The organism is Vibrio scophthalmi (assembly GCF_040869025.1).
Taxonomy (GTDB): domain Bacteria; phylum Pseudomonadota; class Gammaproteobacteria; order Enterobacterales; family Vibrionaceae; genus Vibrio; species Vibrio scophthalmi.
Window position 1 is genome coordinate 1,255,640 of record NZ_CP134271.1, and the last position, 17,435, is coordinate 1,273,074.

The window sequence follows — 17,435 nt, forward strand, 5'->3', positions numbered from 1 at the left end:
TAATGTGCTACTTGATCGGGAATTGCACTCCCCCTGCAATCGCCAGTAAATTTTTCACCCGCACAATGGTAGGATAAGCGTATTCAAGCTTTTAATTATCGTAGGCGATTATGACACATTCATCTCCAATCCGAATTGCAACACGCAAAAGCCCACTCGCTTTGTGGCAAGCTTATTTTGTTAGAGACGCTCTACAAGCTGCTCACCCAGGCCTGGAAGTAGAACTGGTGACCATGGTAACCAAAGGCGACATTATCCTTGATACACCGCTGGCCAAAGTGGGCGGTAAAGGCCTATTTGTAAAAGAGCTGGAAGTGGCGATGTTAGAAGGTCGTGCCGATCTCGCCGTTCACTCAATGAAAGATGTGCCGGTTGATTTTCCTGACGGCCTTGGTCTTGTGACCATTTGTGAACGTGAAGACCCACGTGATGCCTTCGTATCGAATACCTACAATAATATTGATGAGCTGCCACAAGGCTCTGTTGTTGGCACATGCAGTCTACGTCGCCAGTGCCAAATCAAAGAACGCCGCCCGGATATTATTATCAAAGATCTGCGTGGTAACGTTGGCACGCGTTTAGGCAAACTTGATGCGGGTGAATATGACGCGATTGTTCTCGCAGCCGCTGGCCTTAAACGCTTGAAACTGGAAGAGCGTATCCGTAGCTTTATGGAAGCAGAAGAGTCTCTGCCTGCAGTAGGACAAGGCGCTGTCGGCATTGAATGTCGCTTAGACGATGAACGCCTTATCAAGCTACTAGAACCACTCAATCACAAAGACACCGCAGACCGCGTCCTTTGTGAACGCGCAATGAACCTCACTCTTGAAGGTGGTTGCCAAGTGCCTATCGGCAGTTATTCATTACTCGACGGTGACCAAATTTGGCTACGTGCATTGGTGGGAGAACCTGATGGTTCTCAAATCATTCGTGGCGAAATTCAAGGCCCACGTGAACAAGCTGAAGAGTTAGGTATTACGCTAGCAAACCAATTGTTAGATCAAGGTGCCCGCGACATTTTAACTAGGCTTTACGCTGAACACGAGTAATCACCATGACAGTGTTGGTCACTCGACCTGGTGAACAAGGGAAAGCGCTTTGCCATCAGCTTAAGCTGCGTGGATTGAAAGCGCTTCATCACCCACTGATTACCATCCAAGCTGGAGAGCAACTCTCCAGCTTACCTCTGCAACTTAAGCATGCAGACATTGTTATCGCTGTCAGTCAACATGCGGTGCAATACGCGAACAAAGCGCTAGATAAATATCAGCATCATTGGCCTCAATCCATCACTTACCTTGCCGTTGGTCAAAAAACCGCACACTATTTAGGCAAAGCCACGCAACAAAACGTAAACTATCCATTAGTAAGTGATAGCGAGCATTTACTTAGCATGCCGCAACTTGGCTGTATTGCAGGGCAACGTATTTTGATATTACGTGGCAATGGTGGCCGTGAACTCATATTTGACACACTAATACAACGCCAAGCTCACGTAGAATATTGCGAAGTATATAAACGAGAAAATCTCGCTTTCCGCTCAGAATTAACGGTACCACTCTGGCAAGATAGCCATGTCGATCAAGTAGTGATCACCAGCTCTGGGCAACTTAACTTTTTTATCCAGCAGATCGCACCTCAGTTCCAAAGCTGGTTACAACAATTAACGCTTTTCGTTCCTAGTGAACGGATCGCAAATGAAGCGCGACGCTTTGGCTTCCATTCCGTCGTCAATACAGGAAGTGCTTCAAACCAAGATTTATTGGCAACTCTCTGGCCAAACAGATAGGACGAGTATCATGACAAGTAAAAAGAACAATAACGATCAAGTTAAATCAGAGAAAGAAAGTGCGGTAACGACCGATACCCAGTCAACAGACCAACTCGCGTCATCAAAGAAGAGTGAAGTGAAAGGTTCAGCCGATAAGGGCGAGGCAGCTAATCACTCCACAAATAAGACTACCACCACACCTTCCGATACTCAAACCAGTGAAAAAGCCGTCACGTTTGAAGAGAAACAAGGCAAACGAGGCGTAAAGTTGGGTGTAGTTGCCATCGTACTCTCAATCTTGTTTGGCGGTGGATTAACCTATCACTTGCAACAAAAAGATGCCCAATACCAAGCTCAAATCAACGCACTGCGTAGCCAATTAGAGCAAACCCAATCATCAATACAAAGTGAGCTTGCCGCCACAGAAAAAGCAACATTAGCCAAAGCGACAGAAGTCACTCATCATGCTGAAACCATTCTAGCTCAGCAACAAAAAAGTATTGAAAGCCTACAACTGGCAATTGCGGACGTAAAAGGCCGTAGGCCGAATGATTGGTTGCTTGCCGAAGCCGATTACCTAGTCAAACTGGCCGGACGAAAACTATTTCTCGAACATGATGCTGAAAGCGCCACTCAATTAATGGAAAGCGCGGATCAGCGTATTGCCGCATTAAACGATCCAAGCCTAGTACCACTGCGTAAATTGATGGCGAAAGATATAACGACTTTAAAATCGATTCCGATTATCGACCGTGATGGTCTGGTGTTACGGTTAACGGCACTTCAGCAACAAGTTGATGACTTACCACTGGCCAATGCTATCTTGCCGGATGCGCAGCCTGAGCAGCCCCAAGAAGTTTCACAGGATATTACCGATTGGCAGGAGAATCTAAAAACTTCACTCAAAGATTTTTCCGAGAATTTTATTACGTTCCGCTCTCGCGATGGCAACATCATCCCTTTGCTTTCTCCACAACAACATTTCTATTTAAAAGAAAATATGAAAGCGAAGCTAGAGACCGCAATCAAAGCTGTCTATATCGAACAACAAGACATCTACATTGCAGCGCTAGATACGGCAGAGCAATGGTCGCACTCCTTCTTCGACCCGGACAGCAATGCCGTCAAAGAGTTTGATAAGGCATTAACTCTGTTAAGTGAACAAAATGTCCAAGTCGACTATCCAGTCAAACTGGAAACCCAACAAACTTTATCTGACGTAATTCGTGATAGATTGCGTCGCGAGGTCACCACATTAGGAACGGAGGATAAATAATGTTTCGACTCATATTTCTCTTTATCGTTCTTGGTGCAGGTCTCTTTGTTGGCAGCCAGTATTCTGGTCAGCAGGGTTACGTACTTATCTCAGTAGCGAACAAAACGCTGGAAATGAGCGTAACAACGTTAGTCATTTTCGTCATTGCAACTCTAGCCGCACTATTTGGCTTAGAGTACCTACTAAAGAAAATGTTTTACGCCAGTTCTGCCACTTGGAACTATTTCAGCGTGCGTAAAATGCGCCGGTCTCGCCGCCTAACAAACGAAGGTATCATCAGCTTACTTGAAGGTGACTTCAAAACAGCGGAGAAAAAAGTCACCCGTTGGGCAAATCACCATGATATGCCTTTACTGTGTTACTTAGTTGCTTCTGAAGCAGCTCAGGGGATGGCCGATAATGAAAAACGCGACCACTATTTGCAGCTAGCATTAGAGCAAAAAGACTCGCGCTTAGCCGTAGAACTCACACGTGCAAAACAACAAATACGTGAAGGTTTATTTGAACAGGCTTTTGCAACTCTGTCAGATCTTAAAGGGGATTACCCTAACAATGCTATCTTGCTTAGTTTGCTCAAAACGGTTTATCTTGAACTCAAGCTATGGGAACCATTGCTGGAGCTACAGCCAAAACTACTTAAAGCTAAGCTTATTACCAAAGATGACCAACAGCAGTTCACTCTACGAGCAGAGTGTGGCTTATTGGCTGAAATAGCAGGACAAAAAGGCAGTGAAGGTCTAATCCAACACTGGAATGGCTTGTCACGTAAGTTAAAGAGTGACTTACACCTTGTTGAGTGCTTCGCGAAGCAACTCATTTTGCGCAAAGCGGATGCTCATGCCTTTACTGTCGTAAAAGAGGCCCTTAAAAAGCATCCAAGCAGTGACCTTTATAAGTTGCTGCCACAAATGAATCTTGCTGATAACCACCCTGCTATTGTCTTCCTTGAAGACGTATTGCGTAAAGATGGTAACAACGCTGAAGCTCACAGCGCTCTAGCACAGTTCCTATTACGTAATCAGCATTGGGCTGATGCCCAGCAGCACTTTGAGAAAGCGCTTGCGCTGCGTTCAAGTGTCTCTGACTACGCCTATTTAGCCGATACGCTGGAAAAGCAAAACTTTAATAAAGCGGCACATGAGGTATCTAAAAAAGCACTCACTCTCGCAAGCCACTAAATCGTTCAAAATATGAACAAAGACCGGCCTTTGGGCCGGTTTTTTTACACCTTCAATCGACAAATATTTCATTACCACACCGCTATCCTACTTACTTAAAACTAGTTAACAGGATATCGAATGAAGCCGTTGTTAGTTCTCTCTTTAACCGCCCTCTCTATTTGCCTATCTCACTCTGTAAAAGCAGAGCAGCTTCGAGGCCAACAGTTATATCAATCACTTTGCACTTCGTGCCATGGCCCTAAAGGACACGGAGACGGCATCGTCGGTAAAGCATTACCCGAGCAGCCCGGTAATATATATCAGGGTTTAAACTCTTGGTTGGAAAGTGAAGCAGAACTAATAGATACCGTTTTAAATGGCAATGAAGGAATGCCGGCATGGGGAAGTGTACTTTCAGAGCAAGAGGTAAAATTGATCTTCACCTATATTGAGCAAGTCAATGAGTAGCATTACGAGAAGCGAGAAGCGAGAAGCGAGAAGCGAGAAGCGAGAAGCGAGAAGCGAGAAGCGAGAAGCGAGAAGCGAGAAGCGAGAAGCGAGAAGCGAGAAGCGAGAATATTGTAGCCGCCAAGCTCTCCAATAAAAGGGATAACTCGCTGAATGAACGTTATTTTTGTTTGCTACAGACGTAAAAAAGCCCTGCTATTGCTAGCAGGGCTTCTTCAAATAAGTGGCGGAGTGGACGGGACTGTCTAGCGACCTTGAAAACAACACGCCCCAGCGTGACGGGCCGCTAAGCTCTCTAATAAAAAGCCTAACCAACTGAACAACCACTATCTTCATTTCCTAAAGACGTAAAAAAGCCCTGCTATTGCTAGCAGGGCTTTCTCAAAATAGTGGCGGAGTGGGCGGGGGTGTCTATAAACCTTGAAAGCAATACGCCCCCCCGGCGTGACAGGCCGCTAAGCTCTCCAATAAAAAGCCTAACCAACTGAACTACCACTATGTTCATTTCCTACAGACGTAAAAAAGCCCTGCTATTACTAGCAGGGCTTCTTCAAATAAGTGGCGGAGTGGACGGGACTCGAACCCGCGACCCCCGGCGTGACAGGCCGGTATTCTAACCAACTGAACTACCACTCCGCAGTGGCAAACTTACCGTAGTAAGCGTCCATTTTGTTTCTAGATGGTCTATCTAAAAACGAAATTTAAAGCCTGGCGATGTCCTACTCTCACATGGGGAGACCCCACACTACCATCGGCGCTATTGCGTTTCACTTCTGAGTTCGGCATGGAATCAGGTGGGTCCGCAACGCTATGGTCGCCAAGCAAATTCTTTCTCTCTATTTCTAGAGAATAATCTGGAAAGCTGTCTTTGAAGTTCTATTACACATTCAATCGTTCTTGCATTGAGTCCTACAAAACCCCTTGGGTGTTGTATGGTTAAGCCTCACGGGCAATTAGTACAGGTTAGCTCAACGCCTCACAGCGCTTACACACCCTGCCTATCAACGTTCTAGTCTCGAACAACCCTTTAGGGCACTTAAAGTGCCAGGGAAAACTCATCTCAAGGCTCGCTTCCCGCTTAGATGCTTTCAGCGGTTATCGATTCCGAACTTAGCTACCGGGCAATGCCATTGGCATGACAACCCGAACACCAGAGGTTCGTCCACTCCGGTCCTCTCGTACTAGGAGCAGCCCCTTTCAATTTTCCAACGCCCACGGCAGATAGGGACCGAACTGTCTCACGACGTTCTAAACCCAGCTCGCGTACCACTTTAAATGGCGAACAGCCATACCCTTGGGACCGACTTCAGCCCCAGGATGTGATGAGCCGACATCGAGGTGCCAAACACCGCCGTCGATATGAACTCTTGGGCGGTATCAGCCTGTTATCCCCGGAGTACCTTTTATCCGTTGAGCGATGGCCCTTCCATACAGAACCACCGGATCACTATGACCTACTTTCGTACCTGCTCGAACCGTCATTCTCGCAGTTAAGCGGGCTTATGCCATTGCACTAACCACACGATGTCCAACCGTGTTTAGCCCACCTTCGTGCTCCTCCGTTACTCTTTGGGAGGAGACCGCCCCAGTCAAACTACCCACCAGGCACTGTCCGTAATCCCGATAAGGGACCAACGTTAGAACATCAAGCATACAAGGGTGGTATTTCAAGATTGCCTCCACACATACTGGCGTACGTGCTTCAAAGGCTCCCACCTATCCTACACATGTAGGGTCAATGTTCAGTGCCAAGCTGTAGTAAAGGTTCACGGGGTCTTTCCGTCTAGCCGCGGGTACACTGCATCTTCACAGCGATTTCAATTTCACTGAGTCTCGGGTGGAGACAGCGTGGCCATCATTACGCCATTCGTGCAGGTCGGAACTTACCCGACAAGGAATTTCGCTACCTTAGGACCGTTATAGTTACGGCCGCCGTTTACCGGGGCTTCGATCAAGAGCTTCGACCGAAGTCTAACCCCATCAATTAACCTTCCGGCACCGGGCAGGCGTCACACCGTATACGTCATCTTACGATTTTGCACAGTGCTGTGTTTTTAATAAACAGTTGCAGCCACCTGGTATCTGCGACTCCCAATAGCTCCATCCGCAAGGGACTTCACCGTCGAGAGCGTACCTTCTCCCGAAGTTACGGTACCATTTTGCCTAGTTCCTTCACCCGAGTTCTCTCAAGCGCCTTGGTATTCTCTACCCGACCACCTGTGTCGGTTTGGGGTACGATTTCTTATAATCTGAAGCTTAGAGGCTTTTCCTGGAAGCATGGCATCAATGACTTCACTACCGTAGTAGCTCGACATCGTATCTCAGCGTTAATAGCGGTCCGGATTTACCTAAACCACCCGCCTACGTACTTGAACCTGGACAACCGTCGCCAGGCCCACCTAGCCTTCTCCGTCCCCCCATCGCAATTATAAGAAGTACGGGAATATTAACCCGTTTCCCATCGACTACGCCTTTCGGCCTCGCCTTAGGGGTCGACTTACCCTGCCCCGATTAACGTTGGACAGGAACCCTTGGTCTTCCGGCGAGGAGGTTTTTCACCCCCTTTATCGTTACTCATGTCAGCATTCGCACTTCTGATACGTCCAGCATGCCTTACAGCACACCTTCAACCGCTTACAGAACGCTCCCCTACCCAATGAAGTAAACTTCATTGCCGCAGCTTCGGTTTATTACTTAGCCCCGTTACATCTTCCGCGCAGGCCGACTCGACTAGTGAGCTATTACGCTTTCTTTAAATGATGGCTGCTTCTAAGCCAACATCCTAGCTGTCTAAGCCTTCCCACATCGTTTCCCACTTAGTAATAATTTGGGACCTTAGCTGGCGGTCTGGGTTGTTTCCCTCTCCACGACGGACGTTAGCACCCGCCGTGTGTCTCCCGGATAGTACTTACTGGTATTCGGAGTTTGCAAAGGGTTGGTAAGTCGGGATGACCCCCTAGCCTTAACAGTGCTCTACCCCCAGTAGTATTCGTCCGAGGCGCTACCTAAATAGCTTTCGGGGAGAACCAGCTATCTCCAGGTTTGATTGGCCTTTCACCCCTAGCCACAAGTCATCCGCTAATTTTTCAACATTAGTCGGTTCGGTCCTCCAATTGATGTTACTCAATCTTCAACCTGCCCATGGCTAGATCACCTGGTTTCGGGTCTAATTCTAGCAACTATACGCCCAGTTAAGACTCGGTTTCCCTACGGCTCCCCTAGATGGTTAACCTTGCTACTAAAATTAAGTCGCTGACCCATTATACAAAAGGTACGCAGTCACGGGACGCAATGCCCGCTCCTACTGCTTGTACGTACACGGTTTCAGGTTCTATTTCACTCCCCTCACAGGGGTTCTTTTCGCCTTTCCCTCACGGTACTGGTTCACTATCGGTCAGTCAGTAGTATTTAGCCTTGGAGGATGGTCCCCCCATATTCAGACAGGATAACACGTGTCCCGCCCTACTCGTTTTCACCTAATATGCGTTGCCGGTTACGGGGCTATCACCCTGTATCGCACAACTTTCCAGAAGTTTCACCTGACGCATAAAACGCTTAAGGGCTAATCCAATTTCGCTCGCCGCTACTTTCGGAATCTCGGTTGATTTCTTTTCCTCGGGGTACTTAGATGTTTCAGTTCCCCCGGTTCGCCTCATTAACCTATGTATTCAGTTAATGATACGTGCTTATGCACGTGGGTTTCCCCATTCAGAAATCCCAGACTCAAATGGTTGTTACTACCTAATCTGGGCTTATCGCAAGTTACTACGTCTTTCATCGCCTCTGACTGCCAAGGCATCCACCGTGTACGCTTAGTCACTTAACCATACAACCCGAAGGAGTTTCGTTAAACAACCAAGTTGTCTCTCTATTTTATGAGTGAGAGACGTTCGATTTTGCCGGACTCAATTTCGAATAATCATCATAAATGATGATATTGCCAAGAACACTTGAATGTGTTTTTTGGTGTTTACCTTAAAGGTAAACATTGAGAACTTTTTTTGATAACAACAATGTTGTTATCAGTCAGCTTTCCAAATTGTTAAAGAGCTAGATTTTCTGATGAAAACCATTTTTAAAAACACTCAACTTTCTATTCAAAAGTAAATGCGCTTAAAGATGGTGGAGCTATGCGGGATCGAACCGCAGACCTCCTGCGTGCAAGGCAGGCGCTCTCCCAGCTGAGCTATAGCCCCATCAGGTGTCGATACTGTGTGCCAATTCCTTGGGAAGGGAATTGGTGGGTCTGAGTGGACTCGAACCACCGACCTCTCGCTTATCAGGCGAACGCTCTAACCACCTGAGCTACAGACCCAGTATCGTCTCTTAAACTTTATAAACCATCAATCTGTGTGGACACTCATCGTGAGTAATCATCGTATAAGGAGGTGATCCAGCGCCAGGTTCCCCTAGCGCTACCTTGTTACGACTTCACCCCAGTCATGAACCACAAAGTGGTGAGCGTCCTCCCCGAAAGGTTAAACTACCCACTTCTTTTGCAGCCCACTCCCATGGTGTGACGGGCGGTGTGTACAAGGCCCGGGAACGTATTCACCGTGGCATTCTGATCCACGATTACTAGCGATTCCGACTTCATGGAGTCGAGTTGCAGACTCCAATCCGGACTACGACGCACTTTTTGGGATTCGCTCACCATCGCTGGTTGGCAGCCCTCTGTATGCGCCATTGTAGCACGTGTGTAGCCCTACTCGTAAGGGCCATGATGACTTGACGTCGTCCCCACCTTCCTCCGGTTTATCACCGGCAGTCTCCCTGGAGTTCCCGACATTACTCGCTGGCAAACAAGGATAAGGGTTGCGCTCGTTGCGGGACTTAACCCAACATTTCACAACACGAGCTGACGACAGCCATGCAGCACCTGTCTCAGAGTTCCCGAAGGCACACCTGCGTCTCCGCTGGCTTCTCTGGATGTCAAGAGTAGGTAAGGTTCTTCGCGTTGCATCGAATTAAACCACATGCTCCACCGCTTGTGCGGGCCCCCGTCAATTCATTTGAGTTTTAATCTTGCGACCGTACTCCCCAGGCGGTCTACTTAACGCGTTAGCTCCGAAAGCCACGGCTCAAGGCCACAACCTCCAAGTAGACATCGTTTACGGCGTGGACTACCAGGGTATCTAATCCTGTTTGCTCCCCACGCTTTCGCATCTGAGTGTCAGTATCTGTCCAGGGGGCCGCCTTCGCCACCGGTATTCCTTCAGATCTCTACGCATTTCACCGCTACACCTGAAATTCTACCCCCCTCTACAGTACTCTAGTCTGCCAGTTTCAAATGCAATTCCGAGGTTGAGCCCCGGGCTTTCACATCTGACTTAACAAACCACCTGCATGCGCTTTACGCCCAGTAATTCCGATTAACGCTCGCACCCTCCGTATTACCGCGGCTGCTGGCACGGAGTTAGCCGGTGCTTCTTCTGTCGCTAACGTCAAATCCATACGCTATTAACGTATGAACCTTCCTCACGACTGAAAGTGCTTTACAACCCGAAGGCCTTCTTCACACACGCGGCATGGCTGCATCAGGCTTGCGCCCATTGTGCAATATTCCCCACTGCTGCCTCCCGTAGGAGTCTGGACCGTGTCTCAGTTCCAGTGTGGCTGATCATCCTCTCAGACCAGCTAGGGATCGTCGCCTTGGTGAGCCATTACCTCACCAACTAGCTAATCCCACCTGGGCTAATCTTGACGCGAGAGGTCCGAAGATCCCCCTCTTTGGCCCGTAGGCATTATGCGGTATTAGCCATCGTTTCCAATGGTTATCCCCCACATCAAGGCATATTCCCAGGCATTACTCACCCGTCCGCCGCTCGTCAGCAAAGAAAGCAAGCTTTCTTTCTGTTACCGCTCGACTTGCATGTGTTAGGCCTGCCGCCAGCGTTCAATCTGAGCCATGATCAAACTCTTCAATTTAAGATTTTGTCGGCTCAATGAATACTGACTTCAAAACTACTAAAAGTAATTTTAAAGCTATTATCGTTCCAACAGAACGATAATGAATTGACTGTGCCAAATAACCGAAGTTATTTGTATTGGTCACTCAGTTCATTGAACCCAATTTGTTTCCGAAGAAACAGTCGTTACCTAAGTAACAACTTATTGGATTATCATCAACGAGTGCCCACACAGATTGATAGGTTTATATTGTTAAAGAGCTTTGCTTTCAGTGCCTTAGCACGTCAGCGAGGTGCGTATAATACGCTTCCCACTTTGAAAGTCAACATAAAACTCTAAGTTTTCTTAAAATTTTATGGTGACTTGCTTGAAATTCAAGCAAGTGCGAAATAAAGCCTGGCGATGTCCTACTCTCACATGGGGAGACCCCACACTACCATCGGCGCTATTGCGTTTCACTTCTGAGTTCGGCATGGAATCAGGTGGGTCCGCAACGCTATGGTCGCCAAGCAAATTCTTTAATTCGGAAAGCTGTTTGAAGTTCTATTTACACATTCAATCGTTCTTGCATTGAGTCCTACAAAACCCCTTGGGTGTTGTATGGTTAAGCCTCACGGGCAATTAGTACAGGTTAGCTCAACGCCTCACAGCGCTTACACACCCTGCCTATCAACGTTCTAGTCTCGAACAACCCTTTAGGGCACTTAAAGTGCCAGGGAAAACTCATCTCAAGGCTCGCTTCCCGCTTAGATGCTTTCAGCGGTTATCGATTCCGAACTTAGCTACCGGGCAATGCCATTGGCATGACAACCCGAACACCAGAGGTTCGTCCACTCCGGTCCTCTCGTACTAGGAGCAGCCCCTTTCAATTTTCCAACGCCCACGGCAGATAGGGACCGAACTGTCTCACGACGTTCTAAACCCAGCTCGCGTACCACTTTAAATGGCGAACAGCCATACCCTTGGGACCGACTTCAGCCCCAGGATGTGATGAGCCGACATCGAGGTGCCAAACACCGCCGTCGATATGAACTCTTGGGCGGTATCAGCCTGTTATCCCCGGAGTACCTTTTATCCGTTGAGCGATGGCCCTTCCATACAGAACCACCGGATCACTATGACCTACTTTCGTACCTGCTCGAACCGTCATTCTCGCAGTTAAGCGGGCTTATGCCATTGCACTAACCACACGATGTCCAACCGTGTTTAGCCCACCTTCGTGCTCCTCCGTTACTCTTTGGGAGGAGACCGCCCCAGTCAAACTACCCACCAGGCACTGTCCGTAATCCCGATAAGGGACCAACGTTAGAACATCAAGCATACAAGGGTGGTATTTCAAGATTGCCTCCACACATACTGGCGTACGTGCTTCAAAGGCTCCCACCTATCCTACACATGTAGGGTCAATGTTCAGTGCCAAGCTGTAGTAAAGGTTCACGGGGTCTTTCCGTCTAGCCGCGGGTACACTGCATCTTCACAGCGATTTCAATTTCACTGAGTCTCGGGTGGAGACAGCGTGGCCATCATTACGCCATTCGTGCAGGTCGGAACTTACCCGACAAGGAATTTCGCTACCTTAGGACCGTTATAGTTACGGCCGCCGTTTACCGGGGCTTCGATCAAGAGCTTCGACCGAAGTCTAACCCCATCAATTAACCTTCCGGCACCGGGCAGGCGTCACACCGTATACGTCATCTTACGATTTTGCACAGTGCTGTGTTTTTAATAAACAGTTGCAGCCACCTGGTATCTGCGACTCCCAATAGCTCCATCCGCAAGGGACTTCACCGTCGAGAGCGTACCTTCTCCCGAAGTTACGGTACCATTTTGCCTAGTTCCTTCACCCGAGTTCTCTCAAGCGCCTTGGTATTCTCTACCCGACCACCTGTGTCGGTTTGGGGTACGATTTCTTATAATCTGAAGCTTAGAGGCTTTTCCTGGAAGCATGGCATCAATGACTTCACTACCGTAGTAGCTCGACATCGTATCTCAGCGTTAATAGCGGTCCGGATTTACCTAAACCACCCGCCTACGTACTTGAACCTGGACAACCGTCGCCAGGCCCACCTAGCCTTCTCCGTCCCCCCATCGCAATTATAAGAAGTACGGGAATATTAACCCGTTTCCCATCGACTACGCCTTTCGGCCTCGCCTTAGGGGTCGACTTACCCTGCCCCGATTAACGTTGGACAGGAACCCTTGGTCTTCCGGCGAGGAGGTTTTTCACCCCCTTTATCGTTACTCATGTCAGCATTCGCACTTCTGATACGTCCAGCATGCCTTACAGCACACCTTCAACCGCTTACAGAACGCTCCCCTACCCAATGAAGTAAACTTCATTGCCGCAGCTTCGGTTTATTACTTAGCCCCGTTACATCTTCCGCGCAGGCCGACTCGACTAGTGAGCTATTACGCTTTCTTTAAATGATGGCTGCTTCTAAGCCAACATCCTAGCTGTCTAAGCCTTCCCACATCGTTTCCCACTTAGTAATAATTTGGGACCTTAGCTGGCGGTCTGGGTTGTTTCCCTCTCCACGACGGACGTTAGCACCCGCCGTGTGTCTCCCGGATAGTACTTACTGGTATTCGGAGTTTGCAAAGGGTTGGTAAGTCGGGATGACCCCCTAGCCTTAACAGTGCTCTACCCCCAGTAGTATTCGTCCGAGGCGCTACCTAAATAGCTTTCGGGGAGAACCAGCTATCTCCAGGTTTGATTGGCCTTTCACCCCTAGCCACAAGTCATCCGCTAATTTTTCAACATTAGTCGGTTCGGTCCTCCAATTGATGTTACTCAATCTTCAACCTGCCCATGGCTAGATCACCTGGTTTCGGGTCTAATTCTAGCAACTATACGCCCAGTTAAGACTCGGTTTCCCTACGGCTCCCCTAGATGGTTAACCTTGCTACTAAAATTAAGTCGCTGACCCATTATACAAAAGGTACGCAGTCACGGGACGCAATGCCCGCTCCTACTGCTTGTACGTACACGGTTTCAGGTTCTATTTCACTCCCCTCACAGGGGTTCTTTTCGCCTTTCCCTCACGGTACTGGTTCACTATCGGTCAGTCAGTAGTATTTAGCCTTGGAGGATGGTCCCCCCATATTCAGACAGGATAACACGTGTCCCGCCCTACTCGTTTTCACCTAATATGCGTTGCCGGTTACGGGGCTATCACCCTGTATCGCACAACTTTCCAGAAGTTTCACCTGACGCATAAAACGCTTAAGGGCTAATCCAATTTCGCTCGCCGCTACTTTCGGAATCTCGGTTGATTTCTTTTCCTCGGGGTACTTAGATGTTTCAGTTCCCCCGGTTCGCCTCATTAACCTATGTATTCAGTTAATGATACGTGCTTATGCACGTGGGTTTCCCCATTCAGAAATCCCAGACTCAAATGGTTGTTACTACCTAATCTGGGCTTATCGCAAGTTACTACGTCTTTCATCGCCTCTGACTGCCAAGGCATCCACCGTGTACGCTTAGTCACTTAACCATACAACCCGAAGGAGTTTCGTTAAACAACCAAGTTGTCTCTCTATTTTATGAGTGAGAGACGTTCGATTTTGCCGGACTCAATTTCGAATAATCATCATTAAATGATGATATTGCCAAGAACACTTGAATGTGTTTTTTGGTGTTTATCTTAAAGATAAACATTGAGAACTTTTTTTGATAACAACAATGTTGTTATCAGTCAGCTTTCCAAATTGTTAAAGAGCTAGATTTTCTGATGAAAACCATTTTTAAAAACACTCAACTTTCTATTCAAAAGTAAATGCGCTTAAAGATGGTGGAGCTATGCGGGATCGAACCGCAGACCTCCTGCGTGCAAGGCAGGCGCTCTCCCAGCTGAGCTATAGCCCCATCAGGTGTCGATACTGTGTGCCAATCCCTTGGGAAGGGAATTGGTGGGTCTGAGTGGACTCGAACCACCGACCTCTCGCTTATCAGGCGAACGCTCTAACCACCTGAGCTACAGACCCAGTATCGTCTCTTAAACTTTATAAACCATCAATCTGTGTGGACACTCATCGTGAGTAATCATCGTATAAGGAGGTGATCCAGCGCCAGGTTCCCCTAGCGCTACCTTGTTACGACTTCACCCCAGTCATGAACCACAAAGTGGTGAGCGTCCTCCCCGAAAGGTTAAACTACCCACTTCTTTTGCAGCCCACTCCCATGGTGTGACGGGCGGTGTGTACAAGGCCCGGGAACGTATTCACCGTGGCATTCTGATCCACGATTACTAGCGATTCCGACTTCATGGAGTCGAGTTGCAGACTCCAATCCGGACTACGACGCACTTTTTGGGATTCGCTCACCATCGCTGGTTGGCAGCCCTCTGTATGCGCCATTGTAGCACGTGTGTAGCCCTACTCGTAAGGGCCATGATGACTTGACGTCGTCCCCACCTTCCTCCGGTTTATCACCGGCAGTCTCCCTGGAGTTCCCGACATTACTCGCTGGCAAACAAGGATAAGGGTTGCGCTCGTTGCGGGACTTAACCCAACATTTCACAACACGAGCTGACGACAGCCATGCAGCACCTGTCTCAGAGTTCCCGAAGGCACACCTGCGTCTCCGCTGGCTTCTCTGGATGTCAAGAGTAGGTAAGGTTCTTCGCGTTGCATCGAATTAAACCACATGCTCCACCGCTTGTGCGGGCCCCCGTCAATTCATTTGAGTTTTAATCTTGCGACCGTACTCCCCAGGCGGTCTACTTAACGCGTTAGCTCCGAAAGCCACGGCTCAAGGCCACAACCTCCAAGTAGACATCGTTTACGGCGTGGACTACCAGGGTATCTAATCCTGTTTGCTCCCCACGCTTTCGCATCTGAGTGTCAGTATCTGTCCAGGGGGCCGCCTTCGCCACCGGTATTCCTTCAGATCTCTACGCATTTCACCGCTACACCTGAAATTCTACCCCCCTCTACAGTACTCTAGTCTGCCAGTTTCAAATGCAATTCCGAGGTTGAGCCCCGGGCTTTCACATCTGACTTAACAAACCACCTGCATGCGCTTTACGCCCAGTAATTCCGATTAACGCTCGCACCCTCCGTATTACCGCGGCTGCTGGCACGGAGTTAGCCGGTGCTTCTTCTGTCGCTAACGTCAAATCCATACGCTATTAACGTATGAACCTTCCTCACGACTGAAAGTGCTTTACAACCCGAAGGCCTTCTTCACACACGCGGCATGGCTGCATCAGGCTTGCGCCCATTGTGCAATATTCCCCACTGCTGCCTCCCGTAGGAGTCTGGACCGTGTCTCAGTTCCAGTGTGGCTGATCATCCTCTCAGACCAGCTAGGGATCGTCGCCTTGGTGAGCCATTACCTCACCAACTAGCTAATCCCACCTGGGCTAATCTTGACGCGAGAGGTCCGAAGATCCCCCTCTTTGGCCCGTAGGCATTATGCGGTATTAGCCATCGTTTCCAATGGTTATCCCCCACATCAAGGCATATTCCCAGGCATTACTCACCCGTCCGCCGCTCGTCATCTTCAAAAGCAAGCTTTTGAAATGTTACCGCTCGACTTGCATGTGTTAGGCCTGCCGCCAGCGTTCAATCTGAGCCATGATCAAACTCTTCAATTTAAGATTTTGTCGGCTCAATGAATACTGACTTCAAAACTACTAAAAGTAATTTTAAAGCTATTATCGTTCCAACAGAACGATAATGAATTGACTGTGCCAAATAACCGAAGTTATTTGTATTGGTCACTCAGTTCATTGAACCCAATTTGTTTCCGAAGAAACAGTCGTTACCTAAGTAACAACTTATTGGATTATCATCAACGAGTGCCCACACAGATTGATAGGTTTATATTGTTAAAGAGCTTGCTGCGAGAGTTTCTCTCGAAGCGGAGGTGAATTCTAACGAGATAACTGAAAGAGTCAAACACTTTTTCAATTTCTTTTCTCAGAAGCTTTTACCTCTCTGACTAACGCTGAAGCCTTGCGGCGTCTGCTCTGTCAGTGGATGCGCATTATAGGTAACTGGATTTGATTGGCAAGCCTTTTTGCAAATTAATTCAGAAAAAGTGACTATCCGATGAAATTAGCAGCAATAAGGCAAAAAAGAGGGCTAAAAGCCCTCTTTTTCATCAGAGACATGATGCGCTATTAGATAAAAGCGTAAGCATCTGCAAACATTCTGTCGCTTCTCGCTTGCTTGTTTTGCGTAAATTGCTCACGTGCAGCACCAGCCATTTCAAAGCGACCTGCAATATAGATATCGAAATCTTCTAATACATCAAAATCTTCACTTACCGCCTCTAGTACATTGCCCACTTTTCCGTCCCACTCACCCGGCGCTTGTTCAACAACCGGAATAAAGTGCACATTCGCGTATTGCTCAGATAAGGTGATCAGTTCATCTTTAGCGTAAAGTTGGCTGTTATCGCGCGCTCCCCAGTATAGATAGATTGGATTAGCTTTCTTTTGCGCGACGCAATGATCCAAAATCGAACGTACGTAACTAAAGCCAGTACCACCTGCAATCAATAATAAAGGACGTTCGCTCTCTTCTTTTACCCATGCATCGCCATGAGGCGCATCTACAGTAATCGATGAACCATCAGCCAACGCGGTTTTCATAGCTTCAACCACTTCATGCGCGTAAGCATTTTGCTCCGCCGCACCAATATGCAGTTCAAGTTCCCCTTCATTGCGACAAGGGCTACTCGCAATTGAGAATGGACGCTTATCTTTCTCGCCCATCACGACCATTAGATATTGGCCCGCTTTAAAAGCAACTGGCTGTTCAGGGTGAAGCAGGATGCGATAGGTATTAGCGGCGAGTGACTCTATCGACTTTACTTTGCATTGAATACTCATGGTCTTCCTCT

6 protein-coding genes, 5 tRNA genes and 6 rRNA genes are annotated in these 17,435 nt (G+C 48.1%); 5 read left to right on the top strand and 12 right to left on the bottom strand.

The annotated features are described in order from the left end of the window. Window positions 1–110 precede the first annotated feature (110 nt). From hemC to RJD38_RS05755, 5 genes are all read left to right on the top strand, one after another. Window positions 111–1,049, top strand: a complete 939-nt coding sequence (gene hemC, locus RJD38_RS05735) for a hydroxymethylbilane synthase (RefSeq protein ID WP_009384183.1) — start codon at window positions 111–113, stop codon at window positions 1,047–1,049. A 5-nt stretch (window positions 1,050–1,054) separates the two neighbouring features. Next, window positions 1,055–1,789, top strand: a complete 735-nt coding sequence (locus tag RJD38_RS05740; RefSeq protein WP_065545931.1) for a uroporphyrinogen-III synthase — start codon at window positions 1,055–1,057, stop codon at window positions 1,787–1,789. 10 nt (window positions 1,790–1,799) lie between these two features. Continuing rightward, a complete protein-coding gene (locus RJD38_RS05745; RefSeq protein WP_065545930.1) occupies window positions 1,800–3,047 on the top strand; it encodes a uroporphyrinogen-III C-methyltransferase in 1,248 nt (415 codons plus the stop codon). Then, the gene (locus RJD38_RS05750) at window positions 3,047–4,225 is read left to right on the top strand and encodes a heme biosynthesis protein HemY (RefSeq protein ID WP_065545929.1); all 1,179 of its coding nucleotides are present in this window, start codon (window positions 3,047–3,049) and stop codon (window positions 4,223–4,225) included. The genes RJD38_RS05745 and RJD38_RS05750 overlap by 1 nt, the downstream gene beginning before the upstream one ends. 120 nt (window positions 4,226–4,345) lie before the next feature. Next, entirely contained in the window at window positions 4,346–4,675 is a 330-nt protein-coding gene (locus RJD38_RS05755; protein WP_065545928.1) for a c-type cytochrome, read from the top strand. Window positions 4,676–5,234: 559 nt separating this feature from the next. On the opposite strand, the gene RJD38_RS05760 is transcribed toward RJD38_RS05755, so the two are convergent. The 12 genes from RJD38_RS05760 to fre all read right to left on the bottom strand — a co-directional run bounded on the left by RJD38_RS05760 (window position 5,235) and on the right by fre (window position 17,424). Further along, window positions 5,235–5,311, bottom strand: a tRNA-Asp gene (locus tag RJD38_RS05760). Window positions 5,312–5,381: 70 nt separating this feature from the next. Continuing rightward, window positions 5,382–5,497, bottom strand: a 5S ribosomal RNA gene (gene rrf, locus RJD38_RS05765). A 110-nt stretch (window positions 5,498–5,607) separates the two neighbouring features. Continuing rightward, window positions 5,608–8,501, bottom strand: a 23S ribosomal RNA gene (locus RJD38_RS05770). Window positions 8,502–8,795: 294 nt separating this feature from the next. After that, window positions 8,796–8,871, bottom strand: a tRNA-Ala gene (locus tag RJD38_RS05775). Window positions 8,872–8,913: 42 nt separating this feature from the next. Next, window positions 8,914–8,990, bottom strand: a tRNA-Ile gene (locus RJD38_RS05780). 66 nt (window positions 8,991–9,056) lie between these two features. After that, window positions 9,057–10,603 (bottom strand): 16S ribosomal RNA (locus tag RJD38_RS05785). A gap of 376 nt (window positions 10,604–10,979) precedes the next feature. Next, window positions 10,980–11,095, bottom strand: a 5S ribosomal RNA gene (gene rrf, locus RJD38_RS05790). Window positions 11,096–11,185: 90 nt separating this feature from the next. Continuing rightward, window positions 11,186–14,079: ribosomal RNA gene (locus RJD38_RS05795) — 23S ribosomal RNA — on the bottom strand. Window positions 14,080–14,374: 295 nt separating this feature from the next. Beyond that, window positions 14,375–14,450 (bottom strand) — tRNA-Ala (locus RJD38_RS05800). Window positions 14,451–14,492: 42 nt separating this feature from the next. Further along, a tRNA-Ile gene (locus RJD38_RS05805) sits at window positions 14,493–14,569 on the bottom strand. A gap of 66 nt (window positions 14,570–14,635) precedes the next feature. Continuing rightward, a 16S ribosomal RNA gene (locus RJD38_RS05810) occupies window positions 14,636–16,182 on the bottom strand. The 16S, 23S and 5S rRNA genes sit together here with 5 tRNA genes alongside, the layout of an rRNA operon. A gap of 528 nt (window positions 16,183–16,710) precedes the next feature. Beyond that, window positions 16,711–17,424 (bottom strand): NAD(P)H-flavin reductase, encoded by a 714-nt coding sequence (fre, locus tag RJD38_RS05815; RefSeq protein ID WP_065545927.1) that lies wholly within the window; start codon window positions 17,422–17,424, stop codon window positions 16,711–16,713. Window positions 17,425–17,435 lie beyond the last annotated feature (11 nt).

What these genes read in the sequence shown, in the direction of transcription:
- hemC (WP_009384183.1), top strand. Translation starts at nt 111, where the DNA reads ATGACACATTCATCTCCAATCCGAATTGCAACACGCAAAAGCCCACTC.
- RJD38_RS05740 (WP_065545931.1), top strand. Translation starts at nt 1,055, where the DNA reads ATGACAGTGTTGGTCACTCGACCTGGTGAACAAGGGAAAGCGCTTTGC.
- RJD38_RS05745 (WP_065545930.1), top strand. Translation starts at nt 1,800, where the DNA reads ATGACAAGTAAAAAGAACAATAACGATCAAGTTAAATCAGAGAAAGAA.
- RJD38_RS05750 (WP_065545929.1), top strand. Translation starts at nt 3,047, where the DNA reads ATGTTTCGACTCATATTTCTCTTTATCGTTCTTGGTGCAGGTCTCTTT.
- RJD38_RS05755 (WP_065545928.1), top strand. Translation starts at nt 4,346, where the DNA reads ATGAAGCCGTTGTTAGTTCTCTCTTTAACCGCCCTCTCTATTTGCCTA.
- fre (WP_065545927.1), bottom strand. Translation starts at nt 17,424, where the DNA reads ATGAGTATTCAATGCAAAGTAAAGTCGATAGAGTCACTCGCCGCTAAT.